Source organism: Acidobacteriota bacterium, from assembly GCA_016196035.1.
Taxonomy (GTDB): Bacteria; Acidobacteriota; Blastocatellia; order RBC074; family RBC074; genus JACPYM01.
On the sequence record JACPYM010000031.1, the window covers coordinates 114334 to 138900 of the forward strand.

The window sequence follows — 24567 nt, forward strand, 5'->3', positions numbered from 1 at the left end:
TGGCAGGACGCAGCAACGGCCACTCGTACTTCTGGCTAAGAATGCAGAATGTTGAATTGAGAAGGCAGAATGAGCGCGCTTTGGTCAATGCAAATACCGCTAATCCGCAACCTACTTCTCGTCTTTCTTGTTCAAGCCCCAAAGGTCTTTCATCGCGTCTGCGCCGGGGATGAGCTTCTCCCACATCTGCGGCGCGGTCGCGGTCATCTCCAGCAAACCGCGAAAGCGTTTGTCGAATTCCTCTTTGGTCTTGAGATACGCCTCAAAACTGCTGGTCAGATAATTGCGGAAGAAGTCCTGCGCCGCGCCTTCCTGCGAGCGGATCAGTTGAAAGAGGAAGGGCAGTGGCAGCAGATTCTTGTCGTTCTTTTCTTCTTCGAGAATGGCCTGGATCAGCACGGCTTTGGTCACGTCGGCTTTGCTGGTCGAGTCGAGCACCTGAATCTCATTGCCCGCGCGGATGATTTGCAGCAGGTCTTGATAGGTGACGTAAGTTTTCGTCTCGGTGTTGTAAAGTCGCCGGTTGCCGTAGCGTTTGATGATGACGCGGTCGTCACCAGCGGCGCGGGATTTGGTTTTTGCCATAACGGAGCGCAACTTAGCACAGGCGGGCGGAAACTGTCTATTGCCTTTGCTATCTATAAAAGAAACAGGGCTTTAGTCATAGTGTGCAAGTGCGAAACGCGAAGCGGCGCGCGTTGTGACTTGGAATGTCCAGGCAGATTGAGTTACAGCAGGCCATTGGCCGGTATTCTGGCGCGTGATTGGCTGGCCGCCGCGCAAATGGGCACTTCTATCTTGACTGACCGATCTTGATCGGCAGCGTTAAGCGAAAGACTAAATGAGTAAATAGCAGGGTTTAAGAGTTTCTGTTCGCAGATGCGAAAAATATGCTTGACGGATGAAGCTGTGTGGCCTATGCTCCGCACCGTTCCAAACCAAACGCAGGGCAGGAGAGCACAGCAATGATTCGCAAAGTCAAAGGCACCACCGTCATTATTACCGGCGCAACCAGCGGCATCGGGCGCGCAACCGCGTTGGAATTCGCCCGCGCGGGCGCCAACGTCGTGATTGCCGGACGGCGCGTTGAACGCTTGCGAGCATTGGTCGCCGAGATTGAAACCAAAGGCGGGACTGTGTTGGCCGTGCCCACCGACGTGGCCGAAGAAACGCAAGTCGCAGCCTTGATCGCGCAAACGCTGGAACGGTTTGGGCGCGTTGACACGTTGGTCAATAACGCGGGCGTGGCGCTCGCCGCGAAATTCGATGAACAAGCAATGGCGGACTTTCGCCGCGTGATGGAAATCAATTTCTGGGGCGCGGTCTATGCCTGCCGAGCCGCCGTACCGCCGATGAAGCGGCAGCAAAGCGGCGTCATCATCAATGTTTCATCGGCTTTCGGCAAACGCGGGATGCCGTTTGAGACGGCCTATTGCGCCAGCAAATTCGCGCTCGCGGGTTTTTCGGAAGCCTTGCGCGCGGAAGTGCTGAGCGATGGCATTGATGTGAGTACGATCTTTCCGGGCGCGGTCGAGACTGAGATTTTTGAGCAGGCGGCGAATCAGGCGGGTTTGGAACTGCCCGCCTTCATTCCGAAATTTCCCGCACGCGAATTGGCGAAGATCATTGTACGCGATGCGCGCTTCCCGCAGCCCGAAATCGTCATGGCGGCAGATGCCATCGGTATTGATCTAATGAATAAATTCGCGCCGGGCCTGCTGGATTTGGCGTTGGGCTGGGCGGTGCCGTTTGTCGAAGGCGCACGCCGTGCTCAAGGCAAGACGACCAAACCAACGAGCGGCAATCTTTACACCAAGCATTAAAACAACGAATTTGGCAAACAACGAATCCGGCCAGTGAGGCACTGACCACAAGAAAGGGAGAGTAGTTATGGCAAGCAAAGCAAAAGCAACCAAGCACACTGAAGCGACCAACAACACGCACGACATTCCGCAAGCCACCGAGTGGGCTTCGCAAGTCGTCGAGCACATGGTGGACGCACAAAAGAAATGGATTGAGTTGACCCAGCAACAAAACGCGCTGGTCGTCAAAGCCATTGAAGAAGGCATGAATTTTTATCGCACCGCCCCCACGCCCGCGCTGGGCGATTGGGCGCGCCAGGGCGTCGAGGGCTTTGTCGAAGCGCAAAAACGCTGGTCGGAAATCGCTTCGCAACAAAGCCGCCAGATGTTCGAAGCCTTGCGCGACGGCATCAGCTTTGATCCGGCAGCGGCGCTCGAAACGGCTACTGAAACGATGAGCACGGGCCTCAACACCGTCATTCAAGCGCAAACGCAATGGCTGGATTTCGCCGCGCAATCCAATGCGCAGGCCATTCGCGCGATGAAAGACGGCCTCAATCTCGACGACAATTCACCCGCCGCCGCGTTGGCTGATTTCGCGCAACAGGCCGTGACCAATTACGTCGAAGTGCAAAAACGCTGGCTGGAATTGGCGACGCAACTGCCGTTTATGCGTTCGAGCAAATAAGCACCTGGGTACGCACGCTTCCCAGCGTGCGGCGTGGCGTAAGGCTGCTTGATGCTGAAAGGAATCCTTTCGGCATTCTTCCGCCTGATGCCACGTTTGCACGCTGGGAAGCGTGCGTACCCAGGGATAGCACAATCCGTCCGTCTGTTTTATCCTCTGGCCCTAATCCTTTCACGTTTACAGGAGACACTGATGGCAAATGGAGCGGCTTCCAAGCGTGCCTTTCCGCGCACGCTCAACCTGAACGGGACGCCCGTGACCTTGCGGCTGATGGAGCGCGCCGATCTCGAACGCTCGCTGCAATTTTCGCGCAACCTGCCCGAAGACGATTTGATGTTCCTGACTGTGGACATCACCGATCCGGCGGAAATGGAGCATTACATGCGCGCTGTCGAAAAAGGCCAGGCCGTGACGGTGCTGGCCGAGGTCGAAGGCCGCTTTGTCGGCTACGGCAGTTTGCAATGCAGCCTGCCACATTGGACGCGGCACCTCGGCGAGATTCGCTTGCTGGTCGGACGCGAAATGCGCGGCAAGGGCTTGGGCCGCGTGCTGGCGAGCGAAGTCTTTCAGGTCGCACAGGAGAAAGGCTTGCAAAAACTGATCGCGCGCATGGCCGTCGAGCAACAAGGCGCGCGGCAGGTTTTTGAAAAGCTCGGCTTTCAGGCCGAAGCCCTGCTGACCGATTTCGTAATGGATCGCGCCGGGCACACGCACGATCTGATCGTAATGACGCACGATGTGACGGGTCTGAACGAATAACCGCATGTCTTTTTCCCACGAAGCCACACGAAGCGGCACGAAGGTGAATGATGACTTCGTGCCGCTTCGTGTGGCTTCGTGGGTAGAGCCAATCGTATGACTGAATTCGCACGCATTCCCGAACCCCCCGAAACATTTTTGCTCGGCCATCTGTTGACCCTGAGCGCCGAGACGCCCGTGCAGGACATGTGGCAGTTGGCGCGCGAATTGGGGCCGATCTATCGCATGGAAATGCGTGGGCGCGTCGTCATCGTCTTGTCCGGTTACGAACTGGTCAACGAAGTCTGCGATGAGAAACGCTTCGACAAAAGCATTCGCGGCGGCTTGCGGTTGGTGCGGCGCTTTGGCGGCGATGGTTTATTTACGTCGAAGACCGAAGAGCCGAACTGGAATAAGGCGCACAACATTCTGCTGCCCAACTTCAACCAGAAGGCGATGCTGAGCTATCACCCGATGATGCTCGACATCGCCGAGCAGTTGATGCTGAAGTGGGCGCGCCTCAATGACGAAGACGAAATTGATGTCGCGCACGACATGACCAGCCTGACCGTGGACACCATCGGCCTGAGCGGCTTCGACTACCGCTTCAATTCGTTCTATCACGACAAAGAACATCCCTTCGTCGGCGCGATGGCCGACGCGCTGGGCGTCACGATGGATGAACTGCGCGACGCCCCGATGGAAGGGTTGATCCGCCAGAGCCGCGACCGCCGCTTGCAAGAAGACATCCGCACGATGAACGACACGGTGGATCGCATCATCAAAGACCGCCGGGCCGGCGGCGAAGATTTCAGCGCCAAAGCCGACATGCTCGGTTGCATGCTTTCGGGCGTAGACAAGAAAACCGGCGAACGGCTCGACGACGTGAACATCCGTTATCAGGTCATCACCTTTTTGATTGCCGGACACGAGACGACCAGCGGGCTGTTGTCGTTTGCGTTGTACGCGCTGCTCAACAATCCCGACGTGCTCGCCAAAGCCTGCGCCGAAGTGGATCGCGTGCTCGGCCCTGAGCCGGCGCTCAAGCCGACCTATCAACAGGTCAATCAACTCGGTTACATCACACAGATACTGAAAGAGACGCTGCGCCTCTGGCCGACTGCGCCGGTGTTTGGGCTGTACCCTTACGAAGACACCGTCATCGGCGGCAAATACAAAATCAAACATCAACACACGATCACCGTGCTATTGCCCGCGCTGCACCGCGATAAAAGCGTTTGGGGTGAAGATGCCGAACGTTTCAACCCCGACAACTTCAGCCCGGAGAATGAAGCCAAGCGCCCGGCCAACGCCTGGAAGCCTTTCGGCAACGGCAAGCGCGCCTGCATCGGGCGGCAATTCGCTTTGCAAGAAGCGACGTTGGTGCTAGGCATGCTCTTGCATCGTTTCGATCTCGTTGACCACACGCGCTATCAACTCAAGATCAGAGAATCGCTGACGCTCAAGCCGGATGGCTTCAAAATCAAACTGCGCCCGCGTGTGCCAGTGGCCGGTGGCCAGTGGTCAGTGGTCAGTAGCCAGGCGAGCGCGCAACCGGCAGCCGACAGCCGACAACTGACAACCAGCCACAAGACACCGCTGCTGGTGCTGTATGGTTCGAACATGGGCACGGCAGAAGAGATCGCGCGGCGCATCGCGGGTGATGCCGAAGAGAATGGCTTTGTCGTCAAGGTTGCGCCGCTCGATGATTACGCTGGGCGGTTGCCGAAAGAAGGCTTGCTCGCCATCGTCACGTCTTCTTATAACGGCTTGCCACCGGACAATGCGGTCAAGTTTGTCGAATGGTTGCGCAACGCCGAATTGGCGAGCGATGCGTTGAGCGGCGTGACCTACGCTGTGTTTGGTTGCGGCAATCGCGATTGGGCTGCGACGTTCCAGGCGGTGCCGCGTTTTGTGGATGAACAACTCGCGGCGCACGGCGCGCGGCGTTTGTTTCCGCTGGGCGAAGGCGATGCGCGCGATGATTTCGACGGGCAATTCCAAAAGTGGTATCAGCCATTGCGCGCCGCCGTCGCCGATGCGCTGGGCATTCGCAATGAGGCTGAAGCGAAGCCGCAATTTCGCTTGGAGCTTGTTGCTGGGCAGGCGTTGAGTCCGTTTGTGGATTCATTTAGCGCGCAGCCGATGACCGTGCGCGTGAACCGCGAATTGCAGCGCGCCGCAGCGCCGCAGCCGTCTGAACGTTCGACGCGCCATCTCGAATTGGAATTGCCAGCAAGCGTAACTTATCGCGCGGGCGACCATCTGGGCGTGATTCCGCACAATAGTGACGCGCTGGTCGCACGTGTGGCCGCACGTTTCGGCTTTGCTGCCGACACGTTCATCCGCTTGCGGCGCAACACCAGCCGCAAAACGTTTCTGCCGGTTGACCAATCAATTTCGATTCAATGCCTGCTGGCCGATTACGTCGAATTGCAGGACGTGGCGACACGCACGCAGTTGCAAACGCTGCTCGCTTTCACTGAATGCCCGCCCGAACGCATTCAACTGCTCGGCCTGATCGAAGAGGAAGAGCGGTACAAAGAAGAGGTCTTGGCGAAGCGCAAGTCGCTGATTGATTTGCTGGAAGAGTTCCCGGCCTGCGCGTTGCCGTTTGAGGCGTATCTGGAAATGCTCTCGCCGTTGCGCCCGCGTTATTACTCAATCTCTTCGTCACCGCTCGTTGACGCCAATGCGTGCAGCATCACGGTCGCCGTTGTCGAAGGCCCGGCGCGTTCAGGCCGTGGCACGTTTGCGGGCGTCTGCACAAACTATCTGCGAGCGCAGACTGAAGGCGGCGTGCTGTATGCGTTCGTCAAAGATACCAAGTCGGCCTTTCGCCTGCCCGCTGACCCGGCAACGCCGATTGTGATGATCGGGCCAGGCACGGGCCTCGCGCCGTTTCGCGGCTTCCTGCAAGAGCGCGCGGCGTTAAAGGCCGCCGGGCAAACGGTCGGCCCCGCGCTGCTGTTTTTCGGTTGCCGCCATCCGCAGCAGGATTTTCTTTACGAGGACGAATTGCACGCGTTTGAAGCGCAAGGCGTCGTGCAACTCATCACGGCCTTTTCGCGCGAAGCGGGCAAGCCGAAATGTTATGTGCAGGATCAACTTTACGCGCGGCGTGCAGAGGTTTGGGCGCTGCTCGAAGCGGGCGCAGTAGTTTATGTTTGCGGCGACGCCAGCCGCATGGCGCCGGATGTGCGGCGCACCTTCGCCGCGATTTATGCTGAAAAGACGGGGAAGACTGACGCAGAGCAGTGGTTGGATACGCTGAGCGCCGGGAACCGCTATCTGGTGGATGTGTGGGCGGCGAATTGAGGACGGTTGCAAATGCTTTACATGGTCGTCGAGAAATTCAAGCCGGGCGCGGCGGCGGCGATTTATCAACGCGCATGCGAACGTGGCCGGATGCTGCCCGCCGGGTTAGAGTACGTCGCAAGTTGGGTTGATCTGGAATACGCGACTTGCTTTCAACTGATGCGCACAGACGAACCGGCGTTATTTGCCGAATGGACACAGGCTTGGCAGGACTTGGTGGAATTTGAGATTGTGGCGGTGCGCGATTCAGCCGAAGCTGCGGCGGTGATTGAGGCGCAAGCGTGATGTTCTGTTAGTCGTTGAAAAGCCATGAAGCAACCACCCTTAAAGCAATTGCATGCAGATCATTCGTTGATTGAGAGCAAACTGGCACCGTTTCGTATGCTCACAACGACAGAGTTGTTGGCGTCGCTCAAACCAGGACAACCGGGCGCATTGAAAACGCGGCCAGATGGGACGATGCTTGACGGGCATCATCGGATTCTCGTCTTGCGGGAACGTGGCGTTGAAGTTGATGTTTTACCACGTGAGATTATTCTGCCGGAGCGGAGCTAGAAATGAGAAACGCGATTTATTGGGTCAAAGAAAACTGGCCTGGGCGCATCGCCATCGTTGCGCGTCCACGCGGCGGCGATTGGCTCGAAGACGAAATCGCGGCGTGGGCTGATGCTGGATTGGATGTGATTGTCTCGTTACTTGAAGAAGACGAGGCGGCAGAGCTGGGCTTGAGCCATGAAGGCGAACTTTGCCGTGCGGCAGGCCTAGTCTTTATCTCTTTTCCTGTCGTTGACCGCAGCATCCCAGCTTCGCAAAAAGCTGCGCTGGCACTTGCCGAAAAGCTTGGCAAGCTATTGAAGCAGGGCAAGAACATTGGCATTCATTGCCGTCAGAGCGTCGGACGCGCTTCGTTGCTGGCTGCCAGCATCTTGATTGGCTTGGGCGTAGAACCGCACGACGCTTTGCAGCGGATTGGCAATGCGCGCGGTTGTGAAGTGCCAGAGACGCCTCAACAATTGGAATGGTTGTTGGCTCTTACGCTGCAAGCCGCCGCATAACTGTTTTTATCGAGAATCATTATGACCACTCCGAATCTAAACAACCGCCTCACCTCAATGGACGCCAGCTTCCTTTACTTTGAAAAGAAGGAAGCGACGATGCACATTGGCAGCGTTAGTGTTTTCGACGGCGAGATTCCCTTTGACGATTTTGTAGCAATGATGGATGCGAAGATGCATCTGGTGCCGCGCTATCAGCAGATCGTCGTCAATGATCCGTTCAACCTGGGCCATCCGACGTGGGAGCACGATCCAAATTTCAACCTGCGCAATCACATCTTCAAAGTCCAGGTAGATGCGCCGGGCACCGAGGCGCAGTTGATCGAGTTGGCCGGGCGGCTCTTCACGCCGCTGATGGATCGGCGCAAACCGCTGTGGGACATCTATTGGGTGTATGGTTTGGAAGGCGGCAAAACCGCGATGGTCGCGCGCGTGCATCATTGCATGGTGGACGGCATGTCCGGCGTAGACCTGCTCAAAATCATCCTCGACTTTTCGCCGAACCCCGCGCCGCCGCCGCCGAAACCGGCTGCGCCACCGCGCGCGCCGCAACCTGACCCGACGCGGCGGCTATTCGATTCGCTGTTGGGCGGGATGCAGGAAGGCATGAATCGTTGGATGGAGTTTCAGAACGGCTTGCTCAATCTGACCCAGGCGCTGACCAGCGAAGCGACGCGCGATTCGATGCGCAAGGTCAGCAGCGAATGGCCGCGTTTGGCCGCGCCGGTGTCGCCATTGCCGTTCAACGGGCCAGGTTCGGGCGAACGCAAGCTGGTCTGGAATACGTTCTCGTTTGCCGAAGCGCGCGCCATTCGTGGGGCGTTGGGCGGTACGGTCAATGATGTTGTGCTGACCGCGTTGTCCGGCGCAGTCGCGCGCTACGCCGCAAGCCACGGGCAGCAAGTCGCCGGACGTAACGTGCGCGTGATGGTGCCAGTCAGTTTGCGGCAGGCCGATCAACGCGGCGCGCTGGGCAACCTGGTCTCGATTTTGCCAGTAGAAATCCCGCTGGATTTGCACGATGCGCGCGCCCGGTTCCAATACATTAATCAGAAAACCGGCGCGATGAAAGCAGGTCGGATGGCGGAAGGGCTGAATCTGTTTTCGGCCTTAATGGGCGTCTTGCCGCCGCCGTTGCAGGCGTTGATGGGCGCGCTCGCGCCGCCCAATGTGCCGCTGCCGCCCTTCAACATCATCTCGACCAACGTGCCGGGGCCGCAGGTGCCGATGTACGCGATGGGCAAAAAGATGATCGCCTATTACCCTTACGTGCCGGTGGGTTGGGCGCTGGGGTGCGGCTGCGCAATTATGAGTTATGACCAGTCGCTGTTCTTTGGGCTGACAGCGGATACGCAAGCCATGCCCGATGTCGAACAGTTGCGCGAATTCCTGTACGAATCGTTCTATGAATTGCGGCGCGTGGCGGGTGTCGAGCCGATCAACCCGCAAGTGATGAAGGCCGCCGCCAGTGCGGGCAAGGGGCGGGGAAAGAAGTAATGTACAGCAGGCTGCCAGCCTGCTGCGGACTGGCCACGGACAAATGAGCGGGGAACGCACGCACGGCCTTAACCAAATCCGCTTGGATCAATTGCGAAGGTGGCAGCAGGCTGGCAGCCTGCTGTACTTTGAACCAAGGAGCAACCATCAATGTATGCCTCATCAGAAACTCATGCATTTCATCAGGATCGCAAAGGCGTCAATGTGCCCTTGTGGCGCGAAGCTTTCGCGGGGCTGGATTGGTTAGCCTTACATACGTCGCCGGTTTATTTCGGCTTTGGTGTGCCGCGCGGTGATAAATCTGGTGTCGTGCTCGTGCCTGGCTTTCTGGGCACCGATCATTACCTTTGGGAAATGAATCTGTGGCTGCGGCGCATCGGTTACACGCCGTTTATGTCGGGCATTGGCTGGAACGCGGAATGTCTGAATGTGCTGACTGAGCGTTTAAGCCAGACGATTGATAAAGCCTATGCGGAGACGGGGCGCAAGGTGCATTTGATCGGGCACAGCCTGGGCGGTGTGTTGGCGCGCTCGATTGCGATTCGCAAAGCGGAAGAAGTCACATCCATCACTACACTGGGTTCGCCGATTCGCGGTGTGCGTTCGCATCCGCTGGTGTTGGGGCGCGCCGACGACGTGCGCAATCTGCTGTTGCGCAAACGGCGCGAAGAATGGCCCGATTGTTACACGGGCTACTGTACCTGCGCGGCGGTGATGGCGATGATGGTGCCGGAATCCGAAGGGCCGCCTGCGTTGCGCCGGACGGCGATTTACACCAAGACTGACGGCGTGGTGGATTGGCAGGTGTGCGTCAACGACGATGCGGCGACCAATTTTGAAGTGAAAGGGACGCATGTGGGATTGGCGTTTAATCCCGATGTTTACAAGCTGATTGCCCAGCGCTTGGCGACAAAATAAGCCGTTTGATCCCGCATGTGGGATAACGCCGTCCCACATGCGGACAGCCACCGCCTTGCTTGCTTGACTTCCTTCCTGTACAACTCCCGCCAATTCGCCATTTGAGCTGAAATTCCATCTGGCACGCAGCTTGACGAAGCTGGCTGAAATCCTGTCCTACATTCACGGAGGAAGAATGATCCGTCTGGAAAATATCGAAAAGTTTTATCCGCAGGGAGTGCAGAAGTATTTCGTCCTGCGCCGCGTCTCGCTCGAAATCAAAGAGGGCGAGTTCGTTTCGATCATGGGGCCGAGCGGCGCGGGCAAGTCTACGTTGCTGCACATTCTGGGTATGCACGACAATGCCTGGCAGGGCGAATTCTGGTTTGGCGAGCAGCCGATTCATAAGCTCAGTCCGAAACAGCGCGCCGAGATTCGCAACAAACTCATTGGCTTCGTCTTTCAAAGTTACCACCTGCTTGATCACCTGACTGTTTACGAAAACCTGGAAATTCCGCTGTCTTACCGCGATGTCAAAAAGAGCGAACGCGAGAGCATCGTGGGCGACGTGCTCGACAAATTCCAGATCGTCGGCAAAAAGGATTTGTATCCGACCCAGCTTTCGGGCGGCCAACAGCAATTGGTCGGTGTCGCGCGCGCCGTCATCGCCAGCCCCAAAGTTATCCTGGCCGACGAACCGACCGGCAATCTGCACACGAGCCAGGGCAAAGAAATTATGGAGTTGTTCAAACGCCTCAACAACGAAGGCACGACCATCGTGCAGGTGACACACTCGGAAGTGAATGCGACCTATGGCAATCGCGTGATCAATTTGCAGGACGGCTGGATGGTGAACCAATAGGGAACGGGCTTATGAAAGTATCTCCTCGCATCTTAATCGCCGACGATCAGATTGACGTGCTGGAAGCCCTGCGCCTGTTGCTCAAAAGCGAGGGCTTTCTGATCGAAACCGCCACGTCGCCGCCGCAGCAGATTTTGACCGCGCTTGAAGCGCGTGAGTTCGATGTGTTGCTGATGGATTTGAATTACACGCGCGACACCACGTCGGGGCAGGAAGGCCTAGACTTGCTTACCCGCATACAAACGCTCGACGCCGCCTTGCCCGTGATTGTGATGACCGCGTGGGGCAGCGTGGATTTGGCGGTCGAAGCGATGCGGCGCGGCGCGCGCGATTTCGTCCAGAAACCTTGGGAGAACGCGCGGCTGCTTTCGATTCTCTGGACGCAGGTCGAACTCGGCAAGGCCTTGCGCCAGGGCCAAAAGCTCGAAGCCGAAAACCAGTTGCTGCGCGGCGAGGCGCGCGCCGATATGATCGCCGAAGCGCCGAGCATGCAACCCATTCTGCAAGTCATCGCGCGCGTCGGCCCATCGGATGCCAACGTGCTCATCACCGGCGAAAACGGCACCGGCAAAGGCGTCGTCGCGCGCGTGCTGCACAACATTTCGGCGCGTTCCAACAAACCGCTCGTGACCGTCAACATCGGCGGTCTGTCGGATGGCGTGTTTGAAAGCGAATTGTTCGGCCACATCAAGGGCGCGTTCACCGACGCCAAAGCCGACCGTGTGGGCCGCTTTGAATTGGCCGATGGCGGCACGCTCTTTCTGGATGAAATCGCCAACATCACGATGCCCCAGCAGGCCAAGCTGCTGCGCGTAATCGAGGCGGGCGAGTTCGAGCGTGTAGGTTCTTCCAAAACGCGCAAGGTCAACGTGCGTATCATCTCGGCCACCAACGCCGATTTGCACGCCGAAGTCAGTGCCGGGCGCTTCCGCCAGGATTTGCTCTTTCGCTTGAACACCGTCGAATTGCGCCTGCCGCCCTTGCGCGACCGGCGCGAAGACCTCGCGCTGCTCGCCAATCATTTCCTGCGCATCCATTCGGCGCGCTATCGCAAGCTGGTGACCAATTTCGACACTGCCGCATTAAAGGCCCTCGAATCGCATCCCTGGCCGGGCAACGTGCGCGAACTCGACCACGCCATCGAACGCGCCGTGCTGATGGCGCAGGGGACGCTGGTCAAAGCGGGCGACCTCGGTCTTTACAGCGCCGGACAGGAAGGCAGTTCACGGTTGGAAGAGATGAGCCTGGATGAAGTCGAACGCTTCCTCATCAAAAAGACGCTCGAACGTTTTGACGGCAATGTCAGCAAGGCTGCTGAAGCGTTAGGGCTGAGCCGCAGCGCGTTATATCGCCGCTTGGAAAAATACGGCTTGTAACGAAGGCGGATTGCAGATTGCGGATGGCGGACTTACATTCGCACTGTACCTGCTTTCGGTAACGCGCTATGGCGATCACCAACCCGCCGCAACCCGGCAAGCAATCCAATCAGTTCACCTTTCTGCAACTCAGCGCACCGCCCGTGCCGCGTCCGCGCGTGATTCCACGCCATCTCTATTTCAATTTTGAACGCCGTGTGCTCTGGCTGTCCTTTCTGACCGGATTGCCGGGCGCAGGCGTCGCGCTTTATATGCTCTGGGCGGGCGATTTCACGCCGAAGGTGCAATGGACGCTGACCGTCTTCATCCTGAGTTTCTGGCTGGGCTGCGCCTTTGCGTTGCGCGAACGGGTGGTGATGCCGTTGCAGACGCTCTCGAATCTGCTGGCCGCTTTGCGTGAGGGCGACTATTCGATTCGCGGACGCGCGGCGCAATTTGACGATGCGCTGGGCGATGTGGTGCGCGAGGTCAACGCGCTGAGCACGACCTTGCAAACGCAGCGGCGCGGGGCGATGGAAGCCAGCGCGTTGTTGCGCACCGTGATGGGCGAGATCGAAGTCGCCGTCTTCGCCTTTGACAGCGAGCATCGCTTGCGGCTGGTCAATCGCGCGGGCGAACGCCTGTTGGGCCGGCCCGCTGAACAATTGCTTGAACGCAAGGCCGACGAGTTGGGCTTGGACGATTGTCTGGACGGCGAACTCGCGCGCACGTTGCAACGCAGCTTTCCCGGCGCGGCTTCCAGTCGTTGGGGCATGCGCCGCAGCACCTTTCGCGAGGACGGCAAGCCGCATCAGTTGCTAGTCATCGCTGACATCAGCCGCGCCCTGCGGCAAGAAGAGCAATCCGCCTGGCAACGGCTGGTGCGCGTGCTCGGCCACGAATTGAACAATTCGCTCGCGCCGATCAAATCCATCGCGGGCAGCCTGGAAAGCCTGCTGGCCCGCAACCCGCGCCGCGACGTCTGGCCCGAAGACATGGAAGAAGACCTGCAACGCGGGCTTTCGATCATCACCTCGCGCGCCGAAGCGTTGACGCGCTTTATGAGCGCCTATGCACAACTGGCCAAACTGCCGCCGCCCCATCTGAAGCCACTTGAAATCAGCCCCTGGGTTCACCAGGTCGCCGCGCTCGAAACGCGCTTGCCCGTCGCCGTGCTGCCCGGCCCCGAAATCACCATCCAGGCCGACCGCGATCAACTGGAACAACTGCTGATCAACCTATTGCGCAACGCGGTGGACGCGGCGCGCGAGACAGGCGGCGGTGTGCTGGTGCGCTGGAATCGCAGCGGCAACGCGCTGGAATTGATTGTCGAAGATGAAGGGCCAGGCTTGTCGAATACGGCGAACTTGTTCGTGCCCTTCTTTACCACCAAGCCGCAAGGTTCCGGCATCGGCCTCGCGCTCAGCCGCCAGATTGCCGAAAATCATGGTGGAACGTTGACGCTGGAAAATCGGGCAAAGGGGCAGGGCTGTGAGGCGCGGTTGCGGTTGCCATTCTAGATCGGTTTTCACATCAGTGTATGGGAAAAGCCGCGCAGCGAGACGGTACCGCGCGCGTCAGCAAGCGGCGCGTCAAGTTTACGCCATTGGCCGAACCGCCCAGGCTCCGCTTGCTGACGCGCGCGGTACCGTCCCAGCACAACGCGCTCCCGTATACGCAATTGCAAACCGATCTAAGGCTCTCTCCCCACATGACGCAGAGCGCTATTGTGCCAAGCCGACTTTCCGCAGCAGGTTAATAAAACGCGGGGCGGCGCGCAGGCCGGCACCGTAAAGCGGTTCAATTCCCAGATACTGCATCTGTATGTCATGCGCGGCGTAGGCGCGCTCCAGCGCGGACAGCGCCTGCGCTTGCTCGCCCAATCCGCCATAAAGCACGGCCAACTCGGCGGGTGAAACATACGCTTGGCCCGTCTCTAACTGCCTGAGAATTGCTTCCGCTTCGCGCCGCCGCCCAGCCTGCGTCAGTGCATAGCCCAGATAGCATTGCAGGCTGGTGCTATCTCCGCCCGTCCTAATCGCCTCTTTGAACTCGGCGATAGCTTCCGCCGCTTGTCCCTTTGCCGCATACGCATAGCCTAGCCCCGTGTGAGCAAAGGTGTAGTTCCGATCCAATTCGAGTGTCCGCTTCAACTGCTCAATGGCCAGGTCATACTGGCGCGCATGATAGAGCCGATAGCCAATCCCCGCATTGAAACCGAGACCAATGGGATCAAGCTCTCGGGCCTGTTTGCTCTCAGCAATGGCCTGTTCATGCCGCCCCTGGGTACTGAGATAAGCGGAGTAACCGCTGTGTGCTACTGCCAAATTCGGATTCAGCACGATAGCGCGTCTGTATTCAGGCGCGGCTCCCGCCCAGTCCCAGGCATCGCGTTTGATCCCGGCCAGTGCGTAGTGTGCCTCGGCGAGGCGCTCATCAAGTTCCAGCGCATGCTTCGCCGCCGCCTCGGCTTTGGGGGTCGTCTCTTTCGGGTCTACCGAGCTATTCGCGCCCAGTAAATTATAAGCAGCGGAGATCTCCGCATAGGCCAAGGCATAGTTCGGATCAATCGCTATCGCTTGGGTGTAATACTCGATAGCTTTTTTCAAATCTTCAGCCGTCCTTTTATAGCGGTGGAAGCGCCCCTTGAGCAGTGACTCATACGCCTGCGGGTTCGCTTTCGTGCTTTTGACGAGTTGTTGCTGCTCGGTGTTCGTCAGGCGCAGCCGCAAGCGCTCAACGATCTGCTGTGAAATCTCGGCCTGCACTTGCAGCAGGTCAGCCGGTTTACGATTGAATTGCTCGCCCCATAACTGCGTCTTTTCGCGCGCCTCCACCAACTCAGCGCTGACCTGCAACTCGTCGCCACGCCGCGCCACTCTGCCGGTGACGATGGCTTGCACGCCTAGCGCACGGGCCACTTCTTCCAAGTCAATTTCTTTGCCTTTGTATTTGAAGGCGGAACCACGGGCGATGACTTTCATGCCGGGCAGTTGCGCGAGCGCATTGATGAGAGATTCGCTCAGGCCGTCCGAAAGGTATTCCATATTCGCGTCGCCGCTGGTGTTGGCAAAAGGCAAAACCGCGATGGAATTGATTGACCCTTTACCTTCAGACGCACGATAGCGATAAGCGGCGGCAGCCAGCGCAATCAGCACAAGCAACGCGACGGCCACGGCGGGTTGCTGGCGTTTAACGATGCCCCGTTTGACGATGCCCATGGCGCGCTTGTTTTCTGGCGTCGTCGTGCGCTTCAATTCCGCCGCAGACTCAACCTGTTTTTGCAGGCGCTTTAAGTCCAAGGCCAGTTCGTTCATCGTTTGGTAGCGGGTTGCGCAGTCCTTGCTTAATGCTTTGCGCACGATGCGGTTCAATTCGGTGGGTAGCTCCGGCGCATCCTCAGCCACGGGTAGCGGCTCTTTCAGCAAGATCGCCGCGATGATGTCGCGCGTGGTCGCGCCCCGGAATGCCAGACTGCCGGTGGCCATTTCAAAGAGCACACAGCCGAGGCTCCAGATGTCGCTGCGCGCATCCATCTCAAGTCCGCTGGCCTGCTCGGGCGACATATATGACGCCGTCCCCATTGCCTGGCCGGGATCTGTCGATTGCGGAATGCGGATTGCGGATTGCGGAATACGGATTTTTAGCTAACGTGTCAGCCTCTTCATTCCGCAATCCACAATCCGCATTCCGCATTCCTGTCAGTTTGGCCAGTCCGAAATCGAGCACTTTTACGTAACCATCGGGGCGCAGCATGACGTTCTCGGGCTTGATGTCACGAGGGACAACCCCGGCCTGATGTGCCGCCGCCAGCGCACTGGCGATTTGAATAGTCAGATCAAGCGCTTCGAGGATAGGCAGACGTGTGGCGTGCAGATGCTCTCGGAGCGAGACGCCGTCAACCAACTCCGTAATGATGAAGTGGCGCGCGTCGTGTTGGCCGATCTCGTGAATCGTAATGATGTTGTGATGATTGAGCGCCGAAATGGCCCGCGCTTCCTGCTCGAAGCGGCGCAAGCGATCAGCATCTTGCGCGAACTCAGCGGGCAAAACCTTGAGCGCTACGTCACGGCCCAGGCGCGTGTCGTGCGCGCGCCAGACCTCGCCCATGCCGCCTTTGCCCAGCAAGGATTGAATTTGGTAAGGCCCGAATTGTTGTCCGCTGAGTGTGGGCGCCGCCGGTTGCGCGCTGAGCCAGTCCGCCGCCAGATGCGCCGCCGAAACCGCCCAGACCGCGCCCGGCTCCTCATGCGCCGCCAGTAACTTGGCGATTTCGCGTTGCAACCCGGCTTGGCCCTGACAAGCGTTAGTCAGAAACGCTGCGCGCGCATGCGGCGTGCGTTCTAAGGCGGCGTGAAAGAGTTCGTCAATCTGTTGCCATTGTTCCAGGTGCATGAACGTTCCTGCGTGTGTGCCGCAACCAATAAGAGTGAGAAGAGAGATTACGGAGCAAACGGAAATAGCGGAACACACGGAAACTTGCTTGGTCTTGGGTTCAGTACAAGAAAAACTAAATTTTCTGGTATTTACCTCTTCGCCGCGTTCGCGGCAAAAACAATTTTCAATACACGAGATAACTTAGTTTCTCGTGTATTCAGTTCCGTCTGTTCTGTTATTTCCGTCTGTTCCGTAATCTCTTCTTTCTTAGCTTGGGTTGCTGTCCGCTGCTGAGATTTCACATTGCAGCCAAGCTTTTGCCAGCGTCCAATCGCGCATCACCGTGCCGGGCGAAACCTCCAACACCTGCGCCGTTTCCTCGATGCTCAGCCCGCCGAAGAAGCGCAATTCCACGATCCGGCATTTGCGCACATCGAATTGCGCCAAGCCCTTTAACGCATCATCTAGCGCAATCACCTCCGCCGTGCGTTCGGACGAAACCAGCAACGCCTCTTCAAACGAAACCTGTTGGATGGCGCCGCCGCGCTTCAGGTTTTGCCGCCCGCGCGCGTGATCCACCAGGATGCGGCGCATGGCTTGGGCGGCCAGCGCAAAAAATTGCGCGCGGCTTTCCAATTGTCCCCCGCGCTGCGCGGCCAGTTTCAAATAGGCTTCGTGAACCAGCGCCGACGTATGCAACGAGTGCCCGACGTGCTCGCGTGCCATGTAGCGATGGGCCAGCCGCCGCAATTCGTCATAGACCAAAGGCATCAAGGTATCCAGCGCGGCTTTATCGCCGCTGCCCCAGTCCACCAGTTGTTGGGTGTTTTCTGCCTCAGGTTCAGCCATTGCAATTGCTAGCCCAAAAATAACGGGTAGTGGCGATCTAGTGGGACGTGTCATTCGCCCGCACGTCAGCAAGGGCTCGACTGGCGCAGAGCAGCCCTTGCTGATGCGCGGGCCACTGACACGGCACCTAACATCCCTCCCGATTTACTCACCACAAAATAAAGTTGCCGTGCCGTTAGAGGTCTTGCCCGCAGATTCCGCGTTTACTCATGACAGAAATGATTTCGCAAATGAAAAGCCGTAGGTTTGCCCGACCAACGTTCCTAACACTATTCGTGTGCGGGCATTATGGCACATGTGCGAATTGAACCCGCACCACCGGCGGCCAAAAACAAAACGATTGCACTTCTAACGAACAAACAACCGCTTCAGCAAAGGCCCGCGTGTGCCGTTGTCAGGAGAGGTTTATCTGGCGCTCAGCGTAGCGTTGACGACCCGTTTACTACCTAAGGAGATTTCCAATGAACCGCAGCTCGAAAATTCATTTGGCTTCAATGTTGCCGCTGCTCGCAGTGTTAGCGCTGCTGTTGAGCGCCAGCGTAGCACAAGCACAAACGACGACCTTTACCTATCAGGGCCGTTTCACCGACAACCAGAATGGCGGCAATACAACCAATGGCAGTTATGATTTTCAATTCAAACTCTTCGACAGCCAGAATGGCGGGAGCCAGCTTGGCGGCACGATTGATCGCGGCGGCGTGACCGTGACCAATAGCACTTTCACGGTGCAACTCGATTTCGGCGCGGGCGTCTTTCCCGGCGCGAATCGCTTTCTTGAAATTAGTGTGCGGCAAGCGGGCGGTTCTCGACGCTCAATCCGCGCCAGCCGGTGACTTCGACGCCTTACGCGATCCGCAGTTTGAGCGCCGCCACTGCCGAGACAGCGAACAATGCCAACAATGCCAACAATGCGACGAACGCAACGAATGCGACCAATGCCACCAACGCCACAACGGCGAACAATGCGCTGCAACTAGGTGGGCAATCGGCCAGCCAGTTTGTGTTGACGGGCGATTCACGCCTGTCGGATGCACGGACGCCGACCGCTGGCAGCGGCAATTACATCCAGAACACGACCAATCCGCAGAACGCCAACTTCAACATCGGTGGCAACGGCCTGATTGCCGGTAAGCTCGCCATCGGCACGACCCTGCCCCCCAACGCCAGACTTTCGCTGGGCCAGGATTTACTGGCGCAAAAATTGGCCCTCTTCGACGGGCCGGGCAGTTTTTATGGCTTTGGCGTAGAGTCCCAACGCATCGTCTTTCATACCGCCAATACCGAAAAGATGACCATTCGGGCTGATGGCAACGTTGGCATCGGGACCGCCGCGCCGGGAGCGACGTTGGAATTGAATGGCAATATGCTGTTCTCGCAAGGAGCCAACCGCACCATCGGCGTGGCCACCAACACCACCAATAATTTCGGCCATACCTTGACGGTCACGGGCGGCGATGCCCAACAAAGCGGCGCTTTTGCCGTAGGTGGTGGCAACCTCCTGTTAACTGGCGGAAGAGGATATGGAATTGACGCCTTTAACGCGGGCGGCAGCGTGTTTCTCATCCCCGGTCTGGGCACCGGGACAGCCGCCGCCGCTGGCAACGTCATTCTAGGCCATAACGGCACGACCGCCAGAGGCACCGTCGGCATCGGGACGGCGACGCCAGGCTCCTTGCTGACCTTGAAATCAGGCTCAACCACAGCCCCCGCGCTGGAGCTCAATCAAGGCGGCATCAAGGTGGCGGGCGCGGGCATCAACACCGCTACGCCGGTCTTCGTGCATCGGGTGACGGCTGCGAGTCGTTTTTGCCCGAACCTGGGTTGCAGTTTTATTGATCACCCGCTTTCGAGTGGCGATCCCAATGCCATTCTGATCGTGACCCAGAACATCAATCCGGGTGGCGGAGCGCAAAACCCGACGTTCGTCCCCTGGTTCATCTTCTATAACAACGTGCATTGGTGCATCGCCACGGCGGATGGCAGTGCGTTGCCGGTGGGCGCAGCTTTCAACGTCATGATTGTGAAGCCATAAGGCCAATAGCGTCGCAATCGAGCGCGTGCCGTGGTTGAACCTGCGCACCGGTTTTGAACGACCGGTCAACAAGTCAGCCGCGCCACCACGCAATGGGCGAACCTTATTCACAATCCCAGGAGACAAGCTATGAAGACACCAATCAGACGTTCTCAATTAGCTTTGCTCTTTACGCTCTTGACGCTCGTTGGCGTCTCCATTTCCGCCCAGCGGATTTGGGAGATGACGCCGCTCAGCCTCAAAGCAAAGATGCAGAGTTTTCAGCGCGCGGCGGCACCGCCGGACGCGACTCGCCAGACAGGGCAACCTGACAGTCCGGCCAACAGCAACCGCAACGACCGGACGGCGTCAGAAACAGACGCGGCGCAAGATAGATTCAACATTCCCCTAAACGTCCTCCCTGGCGGCGGCGGCATTAGCACCGATAGCCGCTTTAACACGACTGGCGCCATCGGGCAGGCAGTGCTCGGTAGTGCGAGCGACGGGGGCCGTTTCAATGCGATTGGCGGTTTTTGGGCCACGGGCGGCTTGCAATGTGCGCTCACGCTCAGCCCGGCCAGCTTGGCTTCCGCCACACAAGGCATCAGCTATAACCAGGCCTTGCGGGTGAGTGGGGGGACCGAAACATCCACGTTCACCCTCAGTGGGGGGGCGCTGCCTGGCGGCGTGAATCTCTCATCCATCGTGCTGGATTTCGACACCGTAGGGATTTTGTCCGGCACGCCGACCACGACCGGCTCCTTCAACTTCACGATCAAAGCGACGGATGCGAACAACTGCATGGTCGAACGGGCGTACACGCTCCAGGTCAATCCGCCGACGTGCGGTACGATCACCGTCAGTCCAAGCACGCTGCCGCCGGGCACGGTGGGCAGCGGCTATAACCAAAGCTTCTCCGCCGCCGGGGGGAGCACCTCTTACACCTTCACTGCGTCGGGCAGTCTGCCGAACGGTTTATCATTGTCATCCGGCGGTACGCTATCGGGCACGCCAACCGCGAGCGGCAGCTTCAATTTCACCGTGACCGCCACGGATGTACTCAACTGCGTGGGCAGCCGTGCTTACACGCTGACGATCAATTGTGCGGCGATCACGCTCAACCCGGCCAGCTTGCCCACCGCCACGCAAGGCACGGCGTACAACCAGTCCGTGACGGCCAGCGGAGGCACTGCGCCGTACAGTTTCAGCCTGAACGGCGGCGCGCTGCCTGGGGGCGTGACGCTTTCATCAACAGGCAATTTGGCGGGCACGCCAACCTCCACCGGGACATTCAACTTCACGGTCAGAGCGAGTGACGCGAACGGTTGCGCGGGCGAACGCGGCTACACCATCCAGGTCAATCCGCCCGCTTGCGGCACGATCACAATCAGTCCAAACACGTTGCCGCCGGGCACGGTGGGCAGCAGTTACAACCAAAGCTTCTCCGCCTCCGGAGGCAGCACGTCTTACACATTCGGTGTGTCGGGCAGTCTGCCGAACGGTTTGTCTTTGTCATCCGGGGGCACGCTGGCAGGCACGCCAAGCGCGAGCGGAACGTTCAATTTCACGGTGACGGCGACTGATGTGGCGAACTGTACAGGCAGTCTGGCTTACACGCTGGTGATCAATCCGCCGACGCAGAACGCCCGCGTTGTCCGCGTCGTCGCGTCGAGCGGCGCGCCGGGCAGTCCGGTCAGCGTGCCGATTGAACTCGTCGCGCAAGGGGACGAGAACGCGCTGAGTTTCAGCCTGACCTTCGATCCGGCAGTGCTCAGCAATCCGCAGGCGGCGCTCGGCAGCGATGCGGGCGCGGCTTCGATGATTGCCAACACCAATCAGGTCGCGGCTGGTCGGCTGGGTTTGATTCTGACCTTGCCCGCCGGGCAAAGCTTCAGCGCCGCCGTGCGCCGCATCTTCGTCGTGACCTTCACCATCGCGGCGAATGTGAGCACGGATTCCACCAGCATCGGTTTTGGCGATCAGCCGGTGCCGCGTGAAATCTCCAATGTCGCGGCCAGCGCCTTGTCCGCCACTTACACCGGCGCAGCGGTCAGCATCACGCGCGGCATCGAAGCCGATGTTACGCCACGTCCGACGGGCAACGGCGATGTGACGACCACCGACCTCGTGTTGATGGGCCGCTTCATCGCGCAGTTGGATGCCCCGGCGCTGGGCAGCGAATTCCAGCGCGCCGATTGCGCGCCGCGCAGCACGCTCGGCAACGGCGTGCTCGGACTCGCTGACTTGGTGCAAACCGGACGCTATGTCGCCCGGCTCGACGATTTGGTTCCGGCGGGTGGCCCGACAGCGCCGATCAATTTGGTGGCTGGCGGGAGCTTGCTGAATGCTCGGCGTAATAGTGACCGGTCAACGGAGCGATGGGTGCGTTTGCTAGGTCGTGGGGAAGAGCCGGGTCTGCTGGCGCTCACGCTCAACGCGAGTGGTGACGAGAATGCACTCAGCTTCGGCTTGCGATTCAACCCCTCGCAATGGCGCTTTGTGGCGGCGACGGCCAGCGCCGCCGCCACCCACGCCATGCTCACGGTCAACGACAACGAAGCGTCGCAGGGCCGCGTAGGTTTCGTGCTGGTTTTGCCGCCGGGGCAAACCTTTGCACCAGGCGCGCAGGACTTGGTGTCGTTGCGCTTCAAACCGGTGGCCAAAGCAGGCAAGCAAACGACAACGCCCGTGGTGGGTTTTGCCGATGCGCTGGTCGCCTGTGAAGTCGTCGCGGCGGATGCCAGTCCGCTGGCGGCACGCTTCACCGGCACGCCGAATGAGTCGGAGGCTTTGGGGCTGACCGAACTCAGCCATGTGCCGACGGCCAATGGAGGTGCTGATCAATTGGCGCGTGAACAAGTCGTCGCGGCCTTTGGCCAAGACCTGGCGGCAGTCACAGCCAACGCTACGGCTGAACGCGCGCCCACGGAATTGGTCGGCACGCGGGTCGAAATCACGGACAGCCGTGGTGTCACACACAACGCGCCACTCCTCTTCGTCTCACCGGAACAGGTGACTTACCAAATTCCGGCGAAGGTGGCAGCAGGCGAAGCGACGGTGACAGTCCTCCGCGCGGGCCATCCCGTGGCGCAGGGCGTCATCAGCATCACGTCTGACGCGCAACGCTAAGCCGCGTTGAATTGGCAAACCGAAGGCTTGGCGCGGTGAAGGTGCCAAGCCTTCGTCATTCGCACACGAAATTATTTGGTACAGGAGAAAAGCTTTGAATAACCATCACGATCAAGCAACGCAAAACATGCAGGTCAAACAAACCTGGCGCACAGCCTGCTGGCTGGGCTTGCTAGGTTGTATAACGTTAAGCCTAAGTCTTTCCGGCGCGCTCTGGCCCACGGCGCACGCCATTCAAAACGCCCGTGTCGTGCGTGTTGCCAACGCCAGCGCCGCGCCCGGTTCAACTGCCACGGTCGCCGTCGAATTGGTGGCGCAAGGCAATGAAAACGCGCTGAGCTTCAGTCTGAGTTTCAACCCCGCTGTGCTGACCAATCCGGTCGTGACCGCGGGCAACGGCGCGCCCAACCTTTCGCTGGTGCCGAACCCCAATCAAGTGGCGAGCGGCCGCTTGGGCTTGATCATCTCTTTGCCCGCCGGGCAGTCCTTTGCCGCAGGCACACGGCAATTGGCGAATGTGGCCTTCGCGATTCCGGCGAATGCGCCGACTGGGGCGACCACCGTTGATTTCGGCAGCCAGCCGATTGGGCGCGAGATTTCTGACCCCAATGCGAATGAACTAACCGCCACCTATACATCCGGCACGGTGACGGTGCAATCCGGCCAGTCCAATCCGGTGCCGACGCTGGCAAGTGTGAGTCCGAACTCGACGACGGCGGGCAACGCGGCGTTCACCCTGGCCGTGACGGGCACGAACTTCGTCAACGGCGCTACCGTGCGTTGGAATGGGGCGGATCGCCCGACGACGTTTGGCAGTGCGACGCAACTGACGGCGGCGATTCCAGCCACTGATGTCGCTGCGGCAGGCACGGCGCAAGTGACCGTCTTCAACCCCGCGCCGGGTGGCGGCGTTTCATCTGCGGTGCCGTTTACGATCAACGGCTTGACCGTTAGTGTCTCGGCGGCCAGCTTCGCGCGCGACATCGTCGCCGCCGAGATGATCGTCGCGATGTTTGGCGTTGATCTGGCGACCGACATCAAAGTGGGCGAAACGGTGCCGTTGCCGACTACGTTGGCGGGCACGACGGTCACGATTCGTGACAGCGCAGGCGTCCAACGCACCGCGCCGCTGTTCTTTGTCTCGCCGGGGCAAATCAACTATCTGGTTCCAGCAGGGCTGGCGGCTGGCACGGCTACGCTGACGGTCACCACCAGCAACAACAAGGTTTCGACCGGCACCCTCAATGTCCAAGCCGTCGCGCCGGGCCTCTTCGCCGCCAACGCCAATGGCGCGGGCGTCCCCGCCGCCGTGCTCTTCCGGCAAAAGGCCAACGGCCAACAGAGCCTCGAAGAACTCATTCAAGCCCAAGCCGGGACGCTCGTGCCCAAGCCCATTGACTTAGGCCCCGATGGCGACATCGTGCTGGTGATCGCTTTCGGCACGGGCATTCGCGGGCGCAGCAATGCCGCGAGCGCGGTAACCTGCACTCTTGGCGGCACGCCGATAGACGTGCCCTTTGCTTCGGCCCAAGGCGGACTGGTCGGGTTGGATCAACTCAACCTCGGCCCCTTGCCACGCAGCCTGGCCGGGCGCGGCAACGTGAATTTGGTCATCACGGTGGATGGCAAGGCCGCCAATACGATGCAGCTCAACATTAAATAACGTGCTGAACATTCTTTAGATCAGCGTTGGCATGGAGCGTATTGTTCATTAGACATTAACGGAAATAGGAATGAACCACGGGGGACACGGGGGGAGAGGGGAAAACACAAACTGCGCCCGCAGACTGAAACCCAAATCCACGGTTAAGCAGTTGAAAACACAGTTTCGACCAAGAGCAGCGGGGTTTTTGTCAGCCTGGCTATTCACCCCAGAGAGTGCAATTGCGCCGCCGTACAGCAGACTGCCAGTCTGCTGTAGACGCGGCCAGTGGGCTACTCGCCGAGACTACAGCAGACTGGCAGTCTGCTGTACGGTTTTAGCCGTGG

Annotated in this window: 20 protein-coding genes; 16 read left to right on the forward strand and 4 right to left on the reverse strand. The window is 59.1% G+C overall.

Features of this window, described 5'->3' with window-relative positions; translation table 11 throughout:
• Window positions 1-111 precede the first annotated feature (111 nt).
• Window positions 112-585, reverse strand: coding sequence for a polyhydroxyalkanoate synthesis repressor PhaR (phaR, locus tag HY011_11000; GenBank protein MBI3423454.1), 474 nt, complete (start codon window positions 583-585; stop codon window positions 112-114).
• A gap of 380 nt (window positions 586-965) precedes the next feature.
• Here phaR and HY011_11005 point away from each other — a divergent pair, with 380 nt between their 5' ends.
• From HY011_11005 to HY011_11060, 12 genes are all read left to right on the forward strand, one after another.
• Window positions 966-1823, forward strand: coding sequence for an SDR family oxidoreductase (locus HY011_11005; GenBank protein MBI3423455.1), 858 nt, complete (start codon window positions 966-968; stop codon window positions 1821-1823).
• 67 nt (window positions 1824-1890) lie between these two features.
• A complete protein-coding gene (locus tag HY011_11010; protein MBI3423456.1) occupies window positions 1891-2490 on the forward strand; it encodes a hypothetical protein in 600 nt (199 codons plus the stop codon).
• Between the two features lie 192 nt (window positions 2491-2682).
• A complete protein-coding gene (locus HY011_11015) occupies window positions 2683-3249 on the forward strand; it encodes a GNAT family N-acetyltransferase (protein MBI3423457.1) in 567 nt (188 codons plus the stop codon).
• A gap of 96 nt (window positions 3250-3345) precedes the next feature.
• Window positions 3346-6546, forward strand: coding sequence for a cytochrome P450 (locus tag HY011_11020; protein ID MBI3423458.1), 3201 nt, complete (start codon window positions 3346-3348; stop codon window positions 6544-6546).
• A 12-nt stretch (window positions 6547-6558) separates the two neighbouring features.
• Entirely contained in the window at window positions 6559-6831 is a 273-nt protein-coding gene (locus tag HY011_11025; GenBank protein ID MBI3423459.1) for a DUF3303 family protein, read from the forward strand.
• A 24-nt stretch (window positions 6832-6855) separates the two neighbouring features.
• Window positions 6856-7101 (forward strand): hypothetical protein, encoded by a 246-nt coding sequence (locus tag HY011_11030; GenBank protein MBI3423460.1) that lies wholly within the window; start codon window positions 6856-6858, stop codon window positions 7099-7101.
• Between the two features lie 2 nt (window positions 7102-7103).
• Window positions 7104-7601 (forward strand): tyrosine protein phosphatase, encoded by a 498-nt coding sequence (locus tag HY011_11035; protein MBI3423461.1) that lies wholly within the window; start codon window positions 7104-7106, stop codon window positions 7599-7601.
• 21 nt (window positions 7602-7622) lie between these two features.
• On the forward strand, window positions 7623-9098 hold the full coding sequence (locus tag HY011_11040) for a wax ester/triacylglycerol synthase family O-acyltransferase (GenBank protein ID MBI3423462.1): 1476 nt from the start codon (window positions 7623-7625) through the stop codon (window positions 9096-9098).
• A gap of 150 nt (window positions 9099-9248) precedes the next feature.
• The gene (locus tag HY011_11045; protein MBI3423463.1) at window positions 9249-10016 is read left to right on the forward strand and encodes a hypothetical protein; all 768 of its coding nucleotides are present in this window, start codon (window positions 9249-9251) and stop codon (window positions 10014-10016) included.
• 175 nt (window positions 10017-10191) lie between these two features.
• Complete coding sequence (locus HY011_11050; GenBank protein MBI3423464.1) at window positions 10192-10857, forward strand: ABC transporter ATP-binding protein; 666 nt, start codon at window positions 10192-10194, stop codon at window positions 10855-10857.
• Between the two features lie 11 nt (window positions 10858-10868).
• Entirely contained in the window at window positions 10869-12233 is a 1365-nt protein-coding gene (locus HY011_11055; protein ID MBI3423465.1) for a sigma-54-dependent Fis family transcriptional regulator, read from the forward strand.
• A 68-nt stretch (window positions 12234-12301) separates the two neighbouring features.
• Entirely contained in the window at window positions 12302-13732 is a 1431-nt protein-coding gene (locus HY011_11060) for a PAS domain-containing sensor histidine kinase (protein MBI3423466.1), read from the forward strand.
• Window positions 13733-13936: 204 nt separating this feature from the next.
• Here HY011_11060 and HY011_11065 read toward each other — a convergent pair whose 3' ends face one another.
• The 3 genes from HY011_11065 to HY011_11075 form a co-directional block, all read right to left on the reverse strand.
• Entirely contained in the window at window positions 13937-15796 is a 1860-nt protein-coding gene (locus tag HY011_11065) for a protein kinase (protein ID MBI3423467.1), read from the reverse strand.
• Window positions 15750-16607 carry a serine/threonine protein kinase gene (locus tag HY011_11070; protein ID MBI3423468.1) on the reverse strand — a complete coding sequence of 286 codons (858 nt, stop codon included), beginning with the start codon at window positions 16605-16607 and terminating at the stop codon, window positions 15750-15752. Before HY011_11070 ends, HY011_11065 begins: the two co-directional genes overlap by 47 nt.
• 249 nt (window positions 16608-16856) lie before the next feature.
• Window positions 16857-17438, reverse strand: coding sequence for a sigma-70 family RNA polymerase sigma factor (locus HY011_11075; GenBank protein MBI3423469.1), 582 nt, complete (start codon window positions 17436-17438; stop codon window positions 16857-16859).
• Between the two features lie 461 nt (window positions 17439-17899).
• Here HY011_11075 and HY011_11080 point away from each other — a divergent pair, with 461 nt between their 5' ends.
• From HY011_11080 to HY011_11095, 4 genes are all read left to right on the forward strand, one after another.
• Window positions 17900-18271, forward strand: coding sequence for a hypothetical protein (locus HY011_11080; protein MBI3423470.1), 372 nt, complete (start codon window positions 17900-17902; stop codon window positions 18269-18271).
• Entirely contained in the window at window positions 18268-19470 is a 1203-nt protein-coding gene (locus tag HY011_11085; GenBank protein ID MBI3423471.1) for a hypothetical protein, read from the forward strand. The genes HY011_11080 and HY011_11085 overlap by 4 nt, the downstream gene beginning before the upstream one ends.
• Before the next feature lie 129 nt (window positions 19471-19599).
• A complete protein-coding gene (locus HY011_11090) occupies window positions 19600-22578 on the forward strand; it encodes a putative Ig domain-containing protein (protein ID MBI3423472.1) in 2979 nt (992 codons plus the stop codon).
• Between the two features lie 94 nt (window positions 22579-22672).
• Complete coding sequence (locus HY011_11095; protein MBI3423473.1) at window positions 22673-24241, forward strand: hypothetical protein; 1569 nt, start codon at window positions 22673-22675, stop codon at window positions 24239-24241.
• Window positions 24242-24567 lie beyond the last annotated feature (326 nt).